Genomic DNA, 19,584 nt, shown 5'->3' on the forward strand with positions numbered 1-19,584 from the left:
GTAAAACCGAGATGCCTATTAAGGAATTTTTAGAACAAATTTCTGACACAGTATGGGAAATTCCGGTTTCCTACAAGGAAGGGATGCGCGTTCCCGCCCGGATTTATGGAACAGAGAAGATCATTTCCGAATTAGATGAAGCGGTATACGACCAAGTAACGAATGTCGCGACGCTGCCAGGAATCACCAAATATGCTTTGTGTATGCCCGACGGACACTTTGGCTATGGTTTTCCGATTGGTGGCGTGGCGGCGATGGATGTGGAAAAGGGAGGCGTAATTTCCCCCGGCGGTATCGGTTTTGATATCAATTGCGGAATGCGCTTGATGGTTACAAACCTGACCTACCATGAAGTCAAACCCTATATTAAAAAGCTGGTAGATAGGCTCTACGAAAGGGTTCCGGCTGGAGTGGGAAGCAGCGGTTTTGTGAAATTGTCCCGGAATGACTTTCGCAAAGTGGTCGAACAAGGCGCTCAGTGGTGCGTTAATAATGGCTATGGTTGGGAAGAAGATTTAGAACTCGTTGAAGAAAACGGCTGCATTAAAGGTGCTGATTCTGCAAAGATTAGTGATAAGGCAATTGACCGGGGTTTCAATCAAATTGGAACTCTAGGATCTGGCAATCATTATTTAGAAATTCAAGTTGCTCGAAAGCACGATATTTTCGATCCAGAGTTAGCCAAGACGATGGGAATTACCATGCCAGATCAGGTGGTGGTGATGTTCCACTGTGGAAGTCGCGGATTTGGTCATCAGGTGGCAACTGACTATCTGCAAAGATTTTTAAAGGTAATGGATAGCAAGTATGGAATTAAAATACTTGATCGAGAATTAGCTTGTGCGCCCTTTGATTCTCCGGAAGGACAAGCCTATTTTTCTGCGATGAAATGCGGCATCAATATGTCTTATGCCAATCGTCAAGTGATTCTGCATCGCATCCGCGAAGTATTTTCGGATATCTTTGAACGTTCGGCGGAAGACTTGGGGATGCACATGGTTTATGATGTCGCCCATAATACCGCCAAGCTAGAGAGTCATGTTGTGGATGGGAAAAAGCGATCGCTCCTCGTCCATCGTAAAGGTGCCACTCGCGCTTTTGCACCGGGAATGGCAGATATTCCGGAACGCTACAAGAATATTGGTCAGCCGGTTATCATTGGCGGCAGTATGGAAACCGGATCTTATTTATTAGTCGGCGTACCCACTGGCGATCAGACTTTCTTCAGCACTGCACACGGAAGCGGACGCACAATGAGTCGTACCAAGGCGCGAAAAGCTTGGAAGGGAGAAACACTCTTGAAAGATATGCAGAAGAAGGGTATTTATGTCCGCAGTACTTCAATGTCTGGACTAGCAGAAGAAGCGGGTGCAGCTTACAAAGACATCGATGATGTGATTGAAGCGGCTGAGTTAGCGGGGATTAGCAAAAAGGTGGTGCGGTTGACACCGATTGGAAATATTAAAGGATAAAGCAAATTTAACATTTGCGCGATCGCCTGATGCACAGAGACACAACAACACTCTTGTATTCCGGCTAGTCTGCGACGTAGGGGGAGCCTTTAGCCGGAAGTAAATGTATTCTCGCTGGAATTTCTTCAATCATCGCAGTGCAGTTCCATCAAAGGGATAGTTTATGCAGGTACGCACGCCACTTACAGTCATTACGGGGCCACTCGGAAGCGGAAAAACAACTCTGCTTCGTCACATTCTCGACTCTTTTCCTAAAAAGATTGCCATTTTGATGAATGAATTTGGCGAGATTGGTATCGATACTAAAATCATTCAAGGCAAAAATGTCCAAATGGCGGATTTGGGTGGCGGTTGCGTATGCTGTTCGCTGCTAGGAGAATTTGAAGCCGCTGTCAATGAAATCATTGATAGTGTTGACCCGGATAATATTGTGGTGGAGACAACTGGGGTTGCAGAACCAGATGCGCTGGTGTTCGACATTCAAGAAAGCTTAACCAAAGTGCGGCTGGATGGGGTTGTGACGGTTATCGATGCAGATGCAATGGTGAAATATCCGTCTGTGGGACATACAACTCGGATACAAATAGAAGCAGCAGACACTCTCCTTTTGAACAAAGTTGATTTGGTTTCCGAAAACGAGTTAAAGGCAATCGAAGATAAATTGCGCTCCTTCAACGAAGTTGCCTCAATTTTACATACTAAGCGATGCCAAGTAGACCCAGATTTACTATTTGGTATTGGTCGAGAGCGAGTTCAACCGCAACCTCATCACGTTCACCAACTTGAATTTGAATCCTTTAGCACGACAAGTCCTGCCACTTTCGATCGGCAATGTTTTGAAGAATTTGCCGACTCACTTGGGACAGATGTTTATCGGGCGAAAGGTTTTGTACGATTTCCTGAAGGAAACTATCTTTTTAATTTCGTGGCTGGACGTTGGGATCTGGAGCCATTTGAGCAACAGGGGACGGAGCTAGTTTTTATCGGCAAACAGGTAAGCGATCGCAAGGAAGAAATTATTAGTCAGTTAAAGTCGTGTGAGCAATAATCCTATGCCTTATGAGTTTCTTGAAGATGTTGCCACTGCTGATATTGCTTTTCACGCTTGGGGAAAGGATTTAGAGGAGCTTTTCATCGCGGCGGGTGATGCAACCATGAACGTGATGATTGATAATCTGGATGCGATCGCGCTAACCGAGACGCGCACCTTCAGCTTAGAAAACGATGAATTGGATATGCTGCTGTTTAATTTCCTGCAAGAATTCATCTACTACAAAGACAGCGAGTTACTACTGCTGAGGGCGCAGCAGGTTGAGATATCCGAGAAAGATGGAGTGCATCAGCTAAGTGCGGTTACGAAGGGAGAAAAGCTAGATAGCGATCGCCATCAACAACGGGTAGATGTCAAAGCGGTTACTTTACACCAGTTCCAATTGGAAAAAACAGATGACGGTTGGACAGCAATGGTAATCCTTGATATTTAGCGCGTGTCTGCAAAAAGGCTTTGCAAATTGTAAATGCCGATGCGGATATTTATAAGATTGCAGCGAATATAGCAGTTCTCTATCGAGTGGAACATAGGTTGTTTGTAGGGGCGCATGAATTGCCCCTACTCTGTAGTTTCTCAAAGAATGACTAATTCTCCTTTAAGTCAGTGACAGTCGATTTAAATACTCTGACCGGGGAAAATATTATCCAAGCTAAGCCTCTCTAGCCTACGGCACGCTACGCTAACGCCGACTCACCAAAAACCCAAGTTTGGAAACCTGCGAAGGCAGATTTCGTCTTTCGTCTGTATATCCATAACTTACAGGATACCCTTATCCTTCCAATCGCAGTGGGTATTTATAAACATCCTTTCAAGAGGAGATTTTTCCCATAATGCACAATTTGATAGAACCACTGGGTAACTGGAATCCCCAACTGTTGCGGGAACTCAAAGGCCGTCTTAAACCTCGCAACATTCTGCTGGCAACTGTTATCTCTGTGCTGGGTCAATTTGGAATATTCATGTATTTTCAAACCCAGCTGCCGAATTCTGTTAACCGAATCGCGGATATCTACAACAAATATTGCACGGGTAAGCCCCTTCCTAATAGTAGTGAACCGCAATGCTTGGGGGATGGATTAGGCAATATTGTCATCAAGTGGCAATTATGGTCACTAGACCGATTTATATACCTGAGCATTATTGGCATCTTAATCCTGTTACTAGCAGGAACCTATTTGCTAATTAGTGATTTGGCTACTGAACAACGTCGCGGCACCCTGAATTTTACTCGCCTCACCCCTCACTCTACTGCGGGTATTTTGACGGGAAAACTGCTGGGGGTTCCGATTTTGATTTATCTGGTAGCCGTCGTTGCAGTTCCTTTCCATTTGTGGGCTGGACTCGCCGCCAAAATTCCTTTGGGAGAAATTTTGAGTTTCTATGGGGTTCTCGCTGGTAGCTGTATTTTCTTTTACAGTGCTGCGTTGCTATATGGGATTGTCAGTTCTTGGCTAGGCGGTTTTCAAGGTTGGTTGGGCAGTGGTATGGTTCTTGCTTCACTAATGCTATCTAAGGGAATAAGTACCACCAGTTACTATAATTCCACTACTTGGCTGAAGTTACTTAACCCCTTTTGTCTAATCCCACATTTGTCTGCTAGTTCTTTTAATGAATCTTTCGCCACAGGGTTAGAAGGTTTTAAGTGGTTTAGTTTACCATTGGGTAATAATGTTTTCACTGCCGTCGGCTTTGTGCTGTTGAATTACGGCATTTTGACTTGGTTTATTTGGCAGGCTTGGCAGCGTTGCTTTCGTAACCCCAATGCCACTATGTTAAGTAAGCAGCAGAGTTATTTGTTAACTGCTTGCTTTACAGTTTTGACTCTAGGATGTGCCAATTACAACTCCATAGAAAATCGTAGCGTTTACGCTGCGCCGCTGTTAGAAAACCTCTTGGCGCTATCGTTGTTGAATCTGTTGCTATACCTCTGTTTAATTGCTGCTGTGACGCCTCATCGCCAAACTCTACAGGATTGGGTAAGCGCTCGACCCAAGAGGGGTTCTAATAGCAAGAGATTCGCTGATAGCTCGTTGGTAAAGGACTTAATTTGGGGTGAAAAAAGTCCAGCGGTAGTAGCGATCGCGCTGAATGTAGTGATTGCGATCATCCCCTTGGCTTTATTTATTTTACTGTCCCCTGCACAATCAGCTACTGGTATAAATGCTGCTGTAAAAGTAAATGAGAGCAGAACTGGGGCGTTGTTTGGTCTTACTTTAGTGGCTAGCTTAATGCTAATTTACGCAAGCATAGCCCAACTGCGATTATTCATGCGAACTCAGCAACGGACGCTCTGAGCAGCAGGTACGCTGGGGGCAATAATCTTATTGCCCCCAACTATTTTTGTAGTACTGGGAATTGGCAATTTCGCTCCATTGGCGGTGCTGTCGCTGTCTATTGTCTTTCCCTTCGCTTTCTTACTAAACCAGGAGAGCGTTTTTCTGGTAATTACGTGTCTGGGACTAACACTGGTATTACTGAACCTGCAACTGACACGCCAGTTGCGACAAGCAGGCAAGCAAATCAAAGGCTCCAGCCACGTCACCTCGTAGTGAGAAACGCGCGATCGTTGTTGATGGCGATCGCCATCAACACCAAGTAGATATCAAAGCTGTTAGTTTACACCGTTTTCAACTAGAAAAAACCGATGACGGTTGGACGGCGATGGTGATTCTTGATATTTAGCGCGTGTCTGCGAATTTCGGAATTGAGAGCGATCGCGCAGCAGCAATTTATGAGCGCGATCGCACCTTGGTCTATTCCAGTTCAAGTTGAGCGATAGGCTAAAACCTTTCGCAACGCTTACGCGCTTTTCTCAATTTCAGCTTGGGTGGTGGATGCGATCGCCCCAAATTTCCTCTTCCCTCTTTTTATTACTTTTCTACTGAACCCTTACCCAAAGTTTTCCAAAATACATCATTCTTTGTACATAGAAGCTGCTCCCAAAAGATTCCTCAGATTTTTTTATAATATTGATTCACCACTTTGAGGCTAAATATTTTATCCCCCCTACCCCTTCCTACCCTTAACAAGTTGATATGCCGTAAACTCATAAAAAAAAAGTGAGGGGGATGTCTTTTCGTAAACAATTAGTGTATAAAACTGCTTCAGATGTTTACCCAATACTAATTCACCATTTTGAGGCTAAATATTTTATCCCCCCTACCCCCTCCTCTGCTTAACAATATGAGGGGCGGTAGGTAAAGGAGTAGTTAATTCGGGGGGATTATTTTTTTCCAGATAGATGAGTAAATTTGTGTAATATTTCCCACTTTAGAAAGAATATTATAAGGTTTATTGCAAATATTATAGTTAAAAGTAAACAGTTTGGAATGAGCTTATGCAGATTGTAGATAGACAAGAAAACTTCAGCTATAAGCACTACAGCAGTGAATGGAAGTAGGGCTTTACCCCTAGTGCTGAGATTTGGAATAGTCGTCTGGCAAGGGTTGGAATGGTTATTGCCGTCCTCATTGACGTATTTAGTGGTCAGGGAGTGCTGCACTTTTGGCGAATACTTTTAAAAAGGCAATATATTGCTAATCTTTCCTCTTTGTAATTACGGATTTTTGAATCTGAATTTGCTCTTTTAATCAAGTCGTTGTTGAAATCTAAAATATGCAAGCACTGCCAGAAAAAAACAGAACAAAAATACACTGAAGCTGCTGTCAACATAGAACAAGGCTTTACACCAAATTCAGAAATTTGGAATAGTCGCTTTGCCATGATTGGTTTTGTATCAATCCTTATTATTGAGGCTTTAAGTGGACAAGGTATTGTTCACTTTTGGAGCGATACCCTCAGCAATCTCTGGTAATTGTTGTAATCAATAAGAAACATAAACTAGGACAACCATGAAAACTGAAGACACAAAAAATACCAACACTTCTGAACAAACTCCTGTGCAGCATGATAGCGAAACGCCTCTTCCTAAGAAACCGTCTTTTCTATTTATCATCAGCACTTCAGTAGGACTTATCACCATTATCACCGTAGTTATAAGTCTTTATCGCGGAATCGCTGGGTTTTAATTCTACTCAATAGAGGTTCTAAACGTTGGCATTTCCTTAAGGAATTGTCAACGTTTTGATTTTTATAAAAAATTAACTAACTCAACTTCAGGTAAACCCAATATAGAACTAGAAAGCCTACCTCGACGGAGACTGTCCTAGAAACTGAAAGCGCAGTTAGAGCTATTGTAAGCAGCAAAAAAGATCCACTAATTTACTCCTGGTACGCTCTAGAAACGCGATCGCATCTCCGAATAAAATAAAATTATCGCTTACTACGAGCAATCTTAGCTCTACTGTGGGCAGACCGCAGGGACTGGTGTTTCGGGGTAAATATGGGAGTTTACTATCAACCCCAATTAGCGGCAATTGTACCGGATAGCTTTCTGAGTTTAGGAGTAGAGCGATTTAAGCCTAATAGTAGACTCCGACTAAGCTACTTACTCATGAAGGATACATGAGGGAATGGCTCTATTGGTATGACCAGAATGGCAATCGACTTATTCCACCAGAGGAAATAATTAGGCAGGAGCGTCAACGAGCAGAGCGTTTAGCGGAGCGGCTGCGCCAGATGGGAGTTGACCCCGATACTCTGTAGAAATGCGATCGCTTACTGCTGAGTCACCAACATCTTTATCCCCTGTTTTGGACGGCGTGTTAACAATGGTTGCAACACAACTGGACAATCTGGTTGTAGTGTTAGATGAAATTTTTGCGCGATCGCTTCCACTTATTCCTACTGAAGGTATCTCGATTTTGGATGATTTTAGATTGGAAATTGAGAAATCTCCCTTCCAGTCCCCTACTCCCCTACTGCTTCAATTGCTCTAAGTGGTTGAGGTTCTAGGTTCCTCGCACCATATAGCTCAACGAATCTTCTCATAAGCCACATTGTTTCTCGATCTGAACGCCGACTTAAGTTGACTAAACGGTATATATTTCTTTCTGCTAGTTTACGCAAGTAGGGTAAATCTTCAAACAGTGTCAAACAAGCGGCAAAATGCAAGATGATTTGCAACAATGGTTTGGGCCATTCCAGATTACTGTAGATGTCTATAAACAACTTATGCTCATTCTCATTCAGAGGAATAGCACTAAACATTACAGTTATATGTTTGTTGTTGTAGACCGGAATTATCAGCTCTACAGTATAGGGAGTATGCAATATTAATCCCGCTTCAACTATCGGCTGCCTCCAAATCCTCAGAGCATTGGCTGGAGAATCTAAAATGGTTTGAAACTTAACCATTCCACCCAGTTCTGTTGGCTGAGTCTGGCTAACATTAATCACTTTTAAGTTATTCAGGCTGAAATTGTGAATCGTCTCCAGATGTTTTAAGTTCAACAAATGATAGATTTGACAGAGATAGGGAACAGGCAAAATATATTCCTGGCTGATCATATGTTGATCTTGCAGTTCAACCATTCTGGATTGAACTGTAGATATATATACTTCATCCAGATAAGGATTTGAATCTTTCCGGTATCTTTCGACCGTGCTAACACCACCGCTATTAAATGTTTGCTCTGGTTTCAAACATAGCCAACTTCCAAAAAAGAAAAAGGCGGTCAATAATTGGAAGATTTCTATTGGAGAGATATATCCATCAGCCAATGAAGCAAAACTTCTATCGGTGATTCCAAAAAGCCAAGATGGAATACCAAACGCCCAAATATTATTTTTGAGCTTGGTCATCAAAAGAGAAAGTTCTAAAGATTGAATGTTCTGTATAGTTTCAGAACCTTTGGTGGGCAATATACCGCTAGTCATAGCAATTCAAAAAAATTATTTTTAAAGCTTCTCAGCACAAACTATCCCCGAAAGGATAGACCGGATAGATGCGTAAGCGTTACTTAGACTTTTACCAATTTTTCTTTGTGATGCTATACACCATATTTTCCCTACTCTCCTTAAAAAAGGAGACTTCAAAAGAGCGCAAGTGTAGCGCAAATCTAGCCAATTGGTATTAGTAGGCTCGCTTTGGATATTTAATGGTGAAATTTAAACCTCGATAAAACATCTAGATAAGAGCAGTTGCTGTTTTATCGCAGATATTTCAGAAAGGTATTCCTTCTAAGAGCATATTTGTGCCTATATATAAAGTAACACGTAATATTTTTTAACACCCTCTATCCCAGGTTAAGAGTGACTTTATACCAAAATAAGGAAGGCGGGTAAAGTCAATATGTATTAAGATAGAGAAAGTAGGGTTTAAAGATCACTTGTATTAGGCGGAAATTGGGGATTGGTGAAGAGGAAAATCCCAGCTTCCCGTAATAAAGAGGGCGAACCTTCCGGCCCGCCCTACAAAAATCATCCTTTGTTTGTGCTGTCCTGAGTATTAAACGTGTGCGGGATTAAAAATGCCCCAATCTTTAATACCCTTATTGCTTAAGATTGCTTCAGCGCGATGAATCTCCTCATCTGAGCCATGTACTATAAGCAAATACTTGCCTAGATGGAGGCGATCGCTATAACCTCTAGCTTGTTCTTCGGGAATGCCTAAATCGGTCATCGCCTTAACCAAATTATTACTAGCTAATGCTCCCAATCCAGTACCCGCCACGCCAGTAAGTAGCGCCACGCCAAGGGAACCCGCTGCTAAGACTGGGCCTACACCGGGAATTGCTAGACTGGTCAACCCAACTAATATAGTACCCCAGGTAGCGCCTGTGACAGCATCAGCCACCACTCCTGTTGCAGATCCTACATCTTGACTACCAACGCGATCGCTCATCTCGGCACCGCTAAGCTGATCGTTGTGGTCTGCATCCCTAGCAATGACAGAAACTTTGTCCATTGGGAAGTCTGAAGCTTTTAATTCATTGATTCCCTGTTGGGCTTCTTCACGGTCAGAAAATACTCCAATACCATGTATGCGATCGCTTACTTCCATATCTTCCTCCACCTATAAATGCAGAATTACTTTGATATTTTTGTGGTTTTAGTCCGCTTTTTTTAAGAGAAACCAGGTTATGAGTGCCTTGCTCCTCTTAGCTTTACGCTGTACTCCACAGTTAATACTTCTTGGTTAATAGCCGCCACCCTCAAGGGTGCGGCTACACGGACAAAGGCTACCCTTCGGCAGCCTCAAGAAATTTTAGCCGTTGCATTAACAGACATGGTTTGTGCAGCATCGAGGCAAAATAGCCTGATGGCTTAACCGAGAAGTGTTGACTTCACAGCCGTACCTTAAACTTACCTTTACTCGGATTGTCCTATCTTCCCACCGGAGATACAGCTTACTGTTAATTTAGTCTGTTAAATAGAATACAAAAACATCTCGGAAGTAGCAATATTGGCTCCTCCTCAAGGAAGATGGGAAATTACAAGCAATGTACCTGAGTAGCGTAGGGATATATTTGCGAGCATTGGGATACACCCGACAAGTGGATGCGATCGCTTCCTACCTTGCTTATTCTATGGCTAGGAAAACATGAGAGCTAATATATCCAGTGCCACCACTTACCTATAATAAACCTCTTGCATAAATGCCTTGAACTAAAGTACTCGCAAAGCGAGAAGCAAGCTACAGGCTTAAAGCTAAAACCCGTTTTAACGGGTTGAAAATGTTTGCCAGTCAGCTAAAGCTGACTTTGGCTTTCAGCCCGAAATTTATTTCAGGGCTAACTTTTGCAAGAGGTCTAATGGTTAATTTATCTTAAGACACGTTTACTGCCTCTTATTTGTTTGCTGTCGTCAAGTTTTAATTGAAGAGCCTATGGTTATTTTTTTAAGGTTGTAAATTGGCTCCAGTTGTTGCGTAAATGCAAAAAGATTTGGATACAAAATTACAATTTTAGCTTTTGATTTCAGTAGTTGCGATTTCCCGCCCTCCATCTCGCAATAGAATCCCACCGACCACAGCAAGAAGCGCACCAAGGATAAGAAATCCAATATCCCAGGCAAGTTCATTAGGCCCAGATTTTACATGATGAATGCCGAGAATGTGGTGGTTAATTATTCCTTCAATTACGTTGAAAGCACCTGCACCAACAAGCAAAGCTCCCCCAAAAGTCTTTGATTTCCCCACAAAATCGCCACGCAAACCCGCACGCCACAGCAACAAGAGTCCAGCTATAGTCATGGCGTATGTGCTGGCATTGAAAAGACCATCCCAGAAGGTATTTACTTCAAAATTGCCGATGTTCGTAGTAGGCTGAACGCTTGTCAGCATATGGTGCCATTGAAGGATTTGATGCAGCATAATGCCATCAAAAAATCCGGCGAAGCCCATGCCAAGAAGAATACCAGCAATAATTAGTAGTCTGTGTTGGTTTTGTTTAGTTTCCATATTTATTAGTCAATTAACAAATCCAGGCTAATATCGACTAAATCTGGGGTGTAGGTAGGCTTACTACATCCTCAGCAGTCACAAAAGTATGCCCAGCAATGAGACAGCGTAACCCATTGGTAACGAAGTTGTACTCATCCCAAAGACCGAAGAATCGATAGTGCGGATTATCAGTGATGAGAGATGCACCTTTAAAATCCGCTCCTCTGTAACTAATAGAGTTTACTTAAAAATAGTTTTAAGTTTATTTTTTTTTACTTCTTCGTGTGTAAAACATTGGCTGTCTTTATAAACTTTCATATGTGCAACAGCAAAAAATCAGGACTTACGCAACTGTCACAAGCAATGGCGCTTGCACTCTCGCCAAGTACCCAAAAACTAAACGATAAACATGGGAATGTCCGGACGTTTTAGTTGTTTAACTAAATAATTTGACAACAATCCATGCTTAATTTGATAAATGGTTTGTCCACTTTGATAAGCTAAATTTTTCAGCCTAAGCCAGACTAAAATAGCACAGGCAATGTGGTTTCTTTGAATCCGTCCTTTGCGACATTGGCATGATTCAATACCAGTCAATTGCTTTAATTCTCTATGAAACTCCTCAACCTTCCAACGCACCTTACACACTTTTTGTACAACGTCCGTCGAGTCTTGAGATAAATCGTTTGTAGCGATAAAATCCGTTCTATCGGTAGAGACAGTCACCCGGAATAGTTTCACTTTCTTTGCCCCAGGAAACTTTTTTATTTTAACTATTTTACCTGATTCTAACTCCTCTTTATCCCAAGATAATAATTCAATTTTCTGATAATCTTTTTCCTTGCCCGTATCATCAACAAGTCGATTACGTTTGAGAGGGCAATAATAATATTTACCCAAATCATCAATATATAACATCAATTTATTTGTGGCATACCAACTATCCATTAAGACGGCTTTAAACGGTAAACGTTTATGGTATACAAGGTTTTGCAGCATCTCCATCACATGGTCTATCTTTGTTTTTCCATCTCTTTGGGGGTCATAAATACGATAGTCAACTACCCAAAATTTTCCAACCTCATGATTGACATATATACAATTTGTTAGCCCAATTCCTTGGATTACACCATGTTCGTTCCCGCTGTACTGCCGTTTGCTTGTTTCTATTTCCGTAGCATATCGTTTATCAATTACTGTACCATCAAAAACTAGATAGGCGTTATCATTTATTTCTATGATATCTTTGACATTATCCCAAAGTAAACGTGGCGTTAGCTTTTCATTCTTAAGATAGCGATTGATTTTATCATGGCTAATCTGCCCCAAATGGTCTGCCAAATTGGTAAGAGTATAATTAATTTGACTACTTAGTAAGTATTGGCAATAGTTAAGTTTAGTAAATTTCATCATTCTCTTCTGATTCTGATGCCCGACGCTCCTAATTTTCTCATAAAATGTTAAAGACATCCTGACGCTATCAATTACTATTACTAATTTGAGTAAGAGCCTCTTTGGCGGTTGACTGTAAATAATACATCCGTACTATTGAATGGCGCTCGGGTGAGCCAGTTGCGTAAGTCCTGAAAATGTTGAAATGAATAAAATTAAAATTTATTTTTGTTTTCGCAATTTTAATTAATAAAGACATGATAATTAACAATTTAATAGTCTAATTATAGAAAAGTTTTATGTGGTTTGAGAAACCCAACAAAAACTTATGCGTCTTGGGTGAGGTTCCTCTACTCAACCCAACTTCTACATTGCTTGCAATCAGTGCAGGAGTATGTCAGCAATTACCATTTATCCACAAGTGAATGTTCGCAAAGCAATTTCGAGCGCGATCGCGTTATCGGCATACTTGAAAAAAAATCACTTTTGTTTGGAAACCCCACCCTCACCGTTTACGGTGAGGGTGGGGTTTCCAAACAATTTGCATCATTGGAATGCTCTAGAGGAATGTAGCGTTGGCGGGAGAGAAAATGCTTAATTTCTCCTCGTTCGTTGTGGATGGGGGCGCAATTAAACTGCACCTTATATTCCTTACCATCCTTGCTGTAGTTTATTGTCTCACCCTGAAATGGTTGTCCCTGCGACAAGTTCCGACGCAATTTCTCTAAGACTGAGCGATCTGTTTTAGAGCCTTGCAGGATACGTGGTGTTTTGCCAATAATCTCTTCGGCAGTATAACCCGTCATTTTAGTAAAAGTTGGGTTAACAAAGAGAATTTTTGGGCCAGGTTCATCAAGTTCGGCTGATGTGATAACGATGCACTCTTCGATCTGTTGCACAGCTTCTTTGAGTAACCGCAGTTCCTCTCCTTCTTCCTCAACGAGAGTGATGTCCCGCAGAAGCCAACGCAGAGCGATCGCTTTGCCTCCCCAGTTGCGGATAGTAGCTACCGTCAGGGACACATCCATAGACTGCTCCCTATCGCGCGATCGCAAATGCACTTTCCACTCCTCAAGCCGATCCACTTGGCAGAGCCGATTTAGTTCCCAACGAAACGCTCGACGCTCTTGTTCAACTACAAACAGAACCAGCGGCTTACCCACCAAGAACCGCTGCGGGACGTTGAGCATCGTCGCCGCAGCGCTGTTTGCCTCCTGAATGACCCCTGCCATATCAGTCACCAGACAGGGTGGGATAAATTCCAATAAGTCTTGGTAGCGCTGGCGTTCCGCTTGGGCTACCTGGTGAGCCGCAGCAAGCTTCTGATTTAATAAGCTTAACTGCTCCTGAGCTACTTGAAGTTTTTCCAAAGCAGCATACAGCTCCTCGAAAGATTCTAATACTAGGTCTTGTTGCTGTAAAATCGATTTACGAGCGTACTCGTTCAAAGTAGCTGCGCGCCAGTGTGCAACCTTTATATCCTGAAAAAATTCATCGAAATTCATATCATTTCTGGCTCCATCTTTTTTATCAACGTGTTTATCTAGGTCTATGTGCGGATTTTTCTAACAAGCACATAAGCACTGGTTGCTATCCCTCAGCTCTTTTCTTCAGTAATGGTGGCAGGAAACCGTGGGTTTAAAGATTAGGTGGACGAGCCAGAATCAACCTCTGTAGATAGGAGCATCGGCTTTTTGTATCTACGCTAAACAATTCAGCATACTACTACAGTTCCGGCTACAAAACTTTTGTAAAACTTGCAGTATTAGTAGTTTTTCTATTAAGTATCCTTAATGCCTTCTTAGCGCTGATAAATCGCTATCTGAAGCCAATTAACCAACTTACTCCAAATTAACCCGGCTGTTTTATCTATTCGTCTGCCTAAAGGCACGATCGAGTTTTGATTTTATCTGTAAATATCTATACAAAAGCCTTTGGTGAAGCGCTTTAGGGGCTTGGAGGCAATACTGCTGGGATAAGGCTTGCTCCCCCTTAGCCGCTTAGAAATTGTTTAAGTCCCGCTAAGGCTAAGCAAGAAACTTTGGGATGGAATGCGATCGCATTCCAAACATCACAAAAATTCTCCTAAAACCAATTACCCTGTCTCATCTGCAAATATTCAACAAAATGCAGCTGGGCAAACAGGGTAATTTAGGTGTCGGTTTTAATCCAATTAGATATTCTTAGTAAGCGTAAGACTGATAAACCTCAACTTTGGGTTTTTCATCAACGGATTCGACAATCGGATTAAAACGTAACAAATGGCGGGCGCGTTCCGAGAGGGTATCGTAAGTAGCACGCGGGACATGAATACACACCTCCGGACGATATAGCCAGCGACGACTATAGCCAATTACCACCATCGGGCGTGGTGTTTCCGTATAGTTAGGAGTACCCCGGTGCAGACCCCGCACATCGCGGATCATCACATCACCTAGTCGCATCGTGATCGGTTCTAACTTTATTTCACCCGACTCCATGCGGCGCAGTCCTTCCTCCTTTGAGATCATGTGCGTACCGCGCACAATCTCCATCGGGCCGTTTTCCAGGGTTATATCTACGAGTGGAAAGTTGACTGCAAGCTGGAAAGGTGGTGTTTCTTCACCAGTTTCCGGGAAAAGTGGCGGCGCATCTCTATGCACATCTTGATATTCAGATCCCAGTAAGGGCGTGTCCGTCGCCAGCTGACACATGACTGCATCTTTGCCTACCAATAGCTCAACAATTGCCAAAATATCGTCATCTTCGTAGATACTGGGGTCAGCAAAGGGAGCTGTGAAGGGAAGGGTGACATAGTAGCGGGATGTGCCGCGATTACGCAGCTTACCTTCGCGGGCGATGTGATCCGAGAGCATTGGCGCGAAAGCCTCACGCCAGGAATTGAGTGTTGCTGGAGAGAAGTAATTGGGCAACACGCAATAGCCATCGTTCAGAACTGATTGGGCGAACGATTGGATTTGTTGGTTGTTATAACGCTTTGTCATCATATTTTGATTTTAAGCATTCATATAGCGGCTTGGTATTTGTCTAGACTCCAGTTGTAACAACCATTAATAAATACTTCTACCCCTTCAAGCCACTAGGTTTAGCGTTGAAATGAAACTTCATAAACCCAATATTTTGTAGCGCAGTTTTAACTTGTTGCTGGATTTCAGTAAGGGGCTTTTGTGTATAAATGATTACACGCACTCTTAACGTTGAAGCAATTCTTCAGGTAGACGGTGGTGAAAACAATAGCAGTTATCTTGTCTATTAAGGACAACAGATCAGAACCTGTGGTTAACGCTCCTGGGAGCTTCTACAAGGGTTGGGAAAATAAGGCATTAACTCCTAAGTCTCCGCTAGACTCATGAGCCATAAGGTACAAACCAATGCGATAAGGTCGGCTATGCGGTAAGCGTAGAGTCTACAGCATAGAAGCTCCTTCAGTAACAACTGGGAAGAGAGCTTACGCAAAATGGCGCAAATACACTTTGCTAGGCTCGCTCCTAGTGTGGGAAGCGTTCCGGGTTGTAGTAGAGGTTTACGCGATCGCATATGTCACGATTACGCTAGCTTCTCGCTATTGTAAAAATCCTTAACACTGCCCTTGGCTTCCACCCAGAAACTCCCAGGTTTTTTTTCTTATACCCATCTAAAAAATATTACGCTATAGCAGCCCTAAACGATTTGTGAATGCGAGATGCCCGACTTCTTTGAGAAGTCGGGCATTTAGATATATATTCATTACTCTTAAATTTAAGATATTTTACTGAAAAACAAGTTTTATTGCTTTGAATACTAAAACAAACTTGCGATCCCACCAATTTCCCAGAACACACTTTTAAGAGGTGTGTTCTGGGAAATTGTCTATCTCAGCCGTTGTCTAGACTGTTGAAATTAAAACGCTTAATTTCAACAGCCAGAATTCGCCACCATAACCTTACTGCCATCCGCACTCGCAGCAGTTTGGATTAGCGTTGACGCGCAGGTTCTGGGGACTTGCGGAACAAGTTGGCTAAACCGATTAAACCAAGCAAACCTAGCCAGCCCCAGGAATTGCTATCACGTGTTTCAGAACGAACTCCAGAGTAAGTGGTTGTCCCAGTAGTATCACCAGGAGTTGTCGTCGTGGCATCAGGAGCCGTAGTTGCTCCAGTCGTGGCATCAGGAGCCGTAGTTGCCCCAGTCGTGGCATCAGGAGCCGTGGTTGTCCCAGTCGTACCACCAGGAGTTGTCGTAGCACCGTAAGGAGCCGTGGTTGTCCCAGAAGTTGAACCACCTGCACCTGTCGTTCCTGTCGTTCCTGTTGTTCCTGTCGTTCCTGTCGTTCCAGTAGTGCTATCTGCACCTGTTGTTCCTGTCGTTCCAGTAGTTCCAGTAGTGCTATCTGCACCTGTTGTTCCAGTAGTGCTACCTGCACCAGTCGTTCCTGTCGTCCCTGTTGTTCCAGTAGTTCCAGTAGTGCTACCTGCACCACCAGTCCCTGTCGTCCCTGTTGTTCCAGTAGTTCCAGTAGTGCTACCTGCACCACCAGTCCCTGTTGTCCCTGTTGTTCCAGTAGTGCTATCTGCACCTGTTATTCCAGTAGTGCTACCTGCACTACCAGTCCCTGTTGTTCCAGTAGTTCCAGTAGTTCCAGTAGTGCTACCTGCACCACCAGTCCCTGTTGTTCCAGTCGTTCCAGTCGTTCCAGTCGTTCCAGTAGTGCTACCTGCACCACCAGTCCCTGTTGTTCCAGTAGTTCCAGTAGTTCCAGTAGTTCCAGTAGTGCTACCTGCACCACCAGTCCCGGAACCCGAACCACCCGCACCACCGCCAGTCTGGGCAGAAGTAGGCAAAGCTAAGGGTAGAGTGGCTACAGTCAGGGCAAAAGTACCAGCAAACAAGATTCTGGACAAATGAGAAGGCTTCATAGTAATGTTTTCTCTTAATTTTCTAGACAGCTGTGGTTTTTGATGTTGCCAACAAGGTCTCGGCAACTTAATTGGCGGTTGAATTGAAAACAGTCATAGGTTTTGCGATCGCGCAGCACCGATTCAGGAAAATTCTTGTTTTGGTTAGGGTTGGAATTGCCAGAGGTATTTGCTATTTTTCTCAAAACTTATCGTATGTAAAGCAGATTAACTGCTATTTTTTGCTACAACTCCTACCGGAAGATAGACATAGTTCTACTTAAAGAATTGACCTGATATTAAGCTAAGCTGTGCTTTTGAATACAGTAATTACTGTAGGCAGCCTGATTGACTGACAAAACTCCTAAAACCCTTGAAAAATCGTAGTAGCGCGGCAAGCTTAATTTGCTGGGGTTATTTCATTGGGGATACTTTGAAAGTACCCCCTACACAAGGAGAGAAAATTAGAAATCCAATTACCTTTCGGCTTCGCGGACAGATCGCACGACGGCGGAACCTGCGCGATCGCCCATCAGCTTTTCTTGGTCATACCCTAGCACCAGCTGCCACGCTTCACCTGGGTATTGCTCCGCTAGAGGCAAAGCTACATCATCTAACATCCACTGTCCGTGGCGTTCGTCTTCCTTAATGTGCAGTTCCCAATAACCCATCGCCGCCGCTGATAGTTGCAACCGTTGCGCTGCGGCTAAATAGTTCCTGTACCATGAAGGGCCAGCCACTTCAAAATAGGTCAGTCCACCGCAGTAGCGTAAGAAGTAGATTTTACGCTCCGTCACGAGGAAGTTATGATTATCGCAAGCCAGCACTTCCCAAGGTACTAAATCAAAGTATGCCTCTGGCTCGGTGTTCATCCCAAACTCGTTAAGCATCTGGGCAAAAAATGTAGAATGCTTGCGAGTATAACGACCGTTACCGTACTCTTCTAGCAGCACTTTGGTGAGCGTACACTGCACCTCATTTGCCGCACCACCCAGGATACGAGACAAACGGCTGCCTTCGACTAAGCCATCAAAGGAACCAATTGCCAGCAGGTGACGATAACCTGCCTCAGTCATCTGTTCCCGCAGATAGCGACTATCATCTGACAAAGATGGATCGAGATCGGCAGCTACACGATCAATTAGCGCTTGCTTGGGATCAAGTTTTTGCAGTGCTGCTACGTCAATTTGGGCTATTTCCCAGTCTTGCCAAGCTTCCTCAATTTGGTCGCGCACTAATTGCAAGTAGATAGACCGCTCGTTAGTGTAGTGTCGCAGATCGTCGTACCAAAACAGTTTGAGGCGATTAATGCGATAAAGTATACGCTGTAAAAAGCGGTGTGCGGCATCATCGCCCGGTGCGTCTTCATATGCACTTTTCAGCGCCGCTCCCATTGCCGTTTCAAAGTCAGTAGCGATCGCTGGTTGTGCTTGTATTTTCTTGTCTAAATCTTCCATTTCGAGCAGATTTATAAATTGCTGCTCGGCTCGATCGTAATTTGTGGATTTTAATTGAGCTGTTGGCGTACTTTTCGCCTCAGAGTTAGTAAGCGAATTCATAATACTGGGTCTATTCCTTTGTTACTCTTACAATCCGCAGATAACGTTTATTCGGTTCAGATATTTACATTTATTAATAATAGAATTTATAAATTTTATTCCTAACTTCCTAAAGAGGGAACCTTTTGTCAGCCTGTAGATGGAAATAAAAAAAACTATTAAATGCTATTAAAACCAGATGATGCGTCAGGTTTTAGCTCACAACTAGACTAGAAAGTGTATACCAGAGGAAGATGTAGGGATAAGTCTATGCAAACGGCTGCGATCGCATTGCCTTCAACTCTCGAATTGAAAATCGATTTGACTGATGAGCAGTTTTGGAAGCTGTGTCAGAACAACCGCGATTATAGATTTGAGCGCACAGCAGCGGGAGAATTAATTATTATGCCACCTACAGGTAGCGAAACTGGCAACCATAACTTTGATATTGCCGTAGAGTTAGGAATCTGGAACAAACAGACTAATCTAGGCAAAGGCTTCGACTCTTCAAGTGGCTTCACACTGCCTAATGGCGCAAATCGTTCCCCTGATGCGTCTTGGATTCGTCGCGATCGCTGGGATGCTTTAACCGCCGAAGAACAACAGGGATTTGCTCCCATCTGTCCCGATTTTGTGATTGAGTTGCGATCGAAGAGTGATTCTCTCAAAGAATTGCAAGAGAAAATGCAAGAGTACATGGAAAATGGCGCTAGATTGGGTTGGTTGATAGACCGAAAAAACCAGCGAGTGGAAATCTATCGTCAAGGTCAGGATGTGGAAATTCTAGAAAATCCGGCAACTTTATCAGGGGAAGATGTTTTACCTGGGTTTGTATTAGATTTAAAACAAATTATGTAGTTTTATTTAGACGCGCTAATACTCTTTTTTAAGAAAGCGATCACCTGTCTATGTGAATAAATGTTATCAACAGCAGAGAGTGTGATTCTCTAAAAAGAAAAGTCTTGTAAAATTT

General features: G+C 43.1%; 18 protein-coding genes and 3 pseudogenes. 12 read left to right on the top strand and 9 right to left on the bottom strand.

The features are described from left to right. Positions 1–11 precede the first annotated feature (11 nt). From H6F74_RS19865 to H6F74_RS19905, 11 genes and pseudogenes are all read left to right on the top strand, one after another. Positions 12–1,472 carry an RtcB family protein gene (locus H6F74_RS19865; RefSeq protein WP_190443919.1) on the top strand — a complete coding sequence of 487 codons (1,461 nt, stop codon included), beginning with the start codon at positions 12–14 and terminating at the stop codon, positions 1,470–1,472. A gap of 163 nt (positions 1,473–1,635) precedes the next feature. Continuing rightward, positions 1,636–2,520 (top strand): GTP-binding protein, encoded by an 885-nt coding sequence (locus H6F74_RS19870; protein ID WP_190443920.1) that lies wholly within the window; start codon positions 1,636–1,638, stop codon positions 2,518–2,520. 4 nt (positions 2,521–2,524) lie between these two features. After that, positions 2,525–2,956 (top strand): archease, encoded by a 432-nt coding sequence (locus H6F74_RS19875; protein ID WP_190443921.1) that lies wholly within the window; start codon positions 2,525–2,527, stop codon positions 2,954–2,956. Between the two features lie 397 nt (positions 2,957–3,353). Further along, complete coding sequence (locus tag H6F74_RS19880; protein ID WP_199301441.1) at positions 3,354–4,817, top strand: hypothetical protein; 1,464 nt, start codon at positions 3,354–3,356, stop codon at positions 4,815–4,817. A 155-nt stretch (positions 4,818–4,972) separates the two neighbouring features. Further along, a complete protein-coding gene (locus H6F74_RS29450) occupies positions 4,973–5,122 on the top strand; it encodes a hypothetical protein (RefSeq protein ID WP_199301443.1) in 150 nt (49 codons plus the stop codon). Next, positions 5,092–5,205, top strand: a pseudogene (locus H6F74_RS31110) (archease); the annotation flags it as partial. The gene H6F74_RS29450 and the pseudogene H6F74_RS31110, both read left to right, overlap by 31 nt. A 661-nt stretch (positions 5,206–5,866) precedes the next feature. Continuing rightward, a pseudogene (locus H6F74_RS31115) lies at positions 5,867–6,079 on the top strand (high light inducible protein). A gap of 114 nt (positions 6,080–6,193) precedes the next feature. Continuing rightward, the gene (locus H6F74_RS19890) at positions 6,194–6,337 is read left to right on the top strand and encodes a chlorophyll A-B binding protein (RefSeq protein WP_190444104.1); all 144 of its coding nucleotides are present in this window, start codon (positions 6,194–6,196) and stop codon (positions 6,335–6,337) included. Positions 6,338–6,374: 37 nt separating this feature from the next. Then, positions 6,375–6,551 (top strand): hypothetical protein, encoded by a 177-nt coding sequence (locus H6F74_RS19895; protein ID WP_190443922.1) that lies wholly within the window; start codon positions 6,375–6,377, stop codon positions 6,549–6,551. Positions 6,552–6,802: 251 nt separating this feature from the next. Continuing rightward, a pseudogene (locus tag H6F74_RS31120) lies at positions 6,803–7,128 on the top strand (hypothetical protein); the annotation flags it as partial. Between the two features lie 2 nt (positions 7,129–7,130). Beyond that, positions 7,131–7,361, top strand: coding sequence for a hypothetical protein (locus tag H6F74_RS19905; RefSeq protein ID WP_190443924.1), 231 nt, complete (start codon positions 7,131–7,133; stop codon positions 7,359–7,361). Here H6F74_RS19905 and H6F74_RS19910 read toward each other — a convergent pair. The 9 genes from H6F74_RS19910 to H6F74_RS19945 form a co-directional block, all read right to left on the bottom strand. Then, positions 7,333–8,301, bottom strand: a complete 969-nt coding sequence (locus H6F74_RS19910; protein ID WP_190443925.1) for a hypothetical protein — start codon at positions 8,299–8,301, stop codon at positions 7,333–7,335. The genes H6F74_RS19905 and H6F74_RS19910 overlap by 29 nt on opposite strands. A 571-nt stretch (positions 8,302–8,872) precedes the next feature. Next, positions 8,873–9,427 carry a general stress protein gene (locus tag H6F74_RS19915; protein ID WP_190443926.1) on the bottom strand — a complete coding sequence of 185 codons (555 nt, stop codon included), beginning with the start codon at positions 9,425–9,427 and terminating at the stop codon, positions 8,873–8,875. Between the two features lie 903 nt (positions 9,428–10,330). Continuing rightward, entirely contained in the window at positions 10,331–10,825 is a 495-nt protein-coding gene (locus H6F74_RS19920; RefSeq protein WP_190443927.1) for a DUF2243 domain-containing protein, read from the bottom strand. 378 nt (positions 10,826–11,203) lie between these two features. Then, positions 11,204–12,217 carry a transposase gene (locus H6F74_RS19925; protein WP_190444105.1) on the bottom strand — a complete coding sequence of 338 codons (1,014 nt, stop codon included), beginning with the start codon at positions 12,215–12,217 and terminating at the stop codon, positions 11,204–11,206. A gap of 494 nt (positions 12,218–12,711) precedes the next feature. Next, positions 12,712–13,704: a PAS domain-containing protein gene (locus H6F74_RS19930; RefSeq protein WP_190443928.1), complete on the bottom strand. Its 993-nt coding sequence runs from the start codon at positions 13,702–13,704 to the stop codon at positions 12,712–12,714. Between the two features lie 678 nt (positions 13,705–14,382). Continuing rightward, positions 14,383–15,186 carry a phytanoyl-CoA dioxygenase family protein gene (locus H6F74_RS19935; protein WP_190443929.1) on the bottom strand — a complete coding sequence of 268 codons (804 nt, stop codon included), beginning with the start codon at positions 15,184–15,186 and terminating at the stop codon, positions 14,383–14,385. Positions 15,187–16,152: 966 nt separating this feature from the next. Further along, positions 16,153–17,094, bottom strand: a complete 942-nt coding sequence (locus tag H6F74_RS30120; protein WP_190443930.1) for a WGxxGxxG-CTERM domain-containing protein — start codon at positions 17,092–17,094, stop codon at positions 16,153–16,155. 14 nt (positions 17,095–17,108) lie between these two features. Next, entirely contained in the window at positions 17,109–17,279 is a 171-nt protein-coding gene (locus H6F74_RS29670) for a hypothetical protein (RefSeq protein WP_206756333.1), read from the bottom strand. 270 nt (positions 17,280–17,549) lie between these two features. Beyond that, the gene (locus H6F74_RS19945) at positions 17,550–18,632 is read right to left on the bottom strand and encodes an iron-containing redox enzyme family protein (RefSeq protein WP_190443931.1); all 1,083 of its coding nucleotides are present in this window, start codon (positions 18,630–18,632) and stop codon (positions 17,550–17,552) included. A 249-nt stretch (positions 18,633–18,881) separates the two neighbouring features. On the opposite strand from H6F74_RS19945, the gene H6F74_RS19950 reads away from it, so the two are divergent. Continuing rightward, a complete protein-coding gene (locus tag H6F74_RS19950; protein ID WP_190443932.1) occupies positions 18,882–19,469 on the top strand; it encodes a Uma2 family endonuclease in 588 nt (195 codons plus the stop codon). The last annotated feature ends 115 nt before the right edge of the window (positions 19,470–19,584 follow it).

Source organism: Trichocoleus sp. FACHB-90, assembly GCF_014695505.1.
Taxonomy (GTDB): domain Bacteria; phylum Cyanobacteriota; class Cyanobacteriia; order Cyanobacteriales; family FACHB-T130; genus Funiculus; species Funiculus sociatus.

Coding starts and splice junctions, on each gene's coding strand:
- H6F74_RS19910 (WP_190443925.1), bottom strand. CDS start 8,301: ATGACTAGCGGTATATTGCCCACCAAAGGTTCTGAAACTATACAGAAC.
- H6F74_RS19930 (WP_190443928.1), bottom strand. CDS start 13,704: ATGAATTTCGATGAATTTTTTCAGGATATAAAGGTTGCACACTGGCGC.
- H6F74_RS19945 (WP_190443931.1), bottom strand. CDS start 18,632: ATGAATTCGCTTACTAACTCTGAGGCGAAAAGTACGCCAACAGCTCAA.
- H6F74_RS19915 (WP_190443926.1), bottom strand. CDS start 9,427: ATGGAAGTAAGCGATCGCATACATGGTATTGGAGTATTTTCTGACCGT.
- H6F74_RS19865 (WP_190443919.1), top strand. CDS start 12: ATGCCTATTAAGGAATTTTTAGAACAAATTTCTGACACAGTATGGGAA.
- H6F74_RS19895 (WP_190443922.1), top strand. CDS start 6,375: ATGAAAACTGAAGACACAAAAAATACCAACACTTCTGAACAAACTCCT.
- H6F74_RS30120 (WP_190443930.1), bottom strand. CDS start 17,094: ATGAAGCCTTCTCATTTGTCCAGAATCTTGTTTGCTGGTACTTTTGCC.
- H6F74_RS19875 (WP_190443921.1), top strand. CDS start 2,525: ATGCCTTATGAGTTTCTTGAAGATGTTGCCACTGCTGATATTGCTTTT.
- H6F74_RS19950 (WP_190443932.1), top strand. CDS start 18,882: ATGCAAACGGCTGCGATCGCATTGCCTTCAACTCTCGAATTGAAAATC.
- H6F74_RS19935 (WP_190443929.1), bottom strand. CDS start 15,186: ATGATGACAAAGCGTTATAACAACCAACAAATCCAATCGTTCGCCCAA.
- H6F74_RS19905 (WP_190443924.1), top strand. CDS start 7,131: ATGCGATCGCTTACTGCTGAGTCACCAACATCTTTATCCCCTGTTTTG.
- H6F74_RS19880 (WP_199301441.1), top strand. CDS start 3,354: ATGCACAATTTGATAGAACCACTGGGTAACTGGAATCCCCAACTGTTG.
- H6F74_RS19920 (WP_190443927.1), bottom strand. CDS start 10,825: ATGGAAACTAAACAAAACCAACACAGACTACTAATTATTGCTGGTATT.
- H6F74_RS19870 (WP_190443920.1), top strand. CDS start 1,636: ATGCAGGTACGCACGCCACTTACAGTCATTACGGGGCCACTCGGAAGC.
- H6F74_RS19925 (WP_190444105.1), bottom strand. CDS start 12,217: ATGAAATTTACTAAACTTAACTATTGCCAATACTTACTAAGTAGTCAA.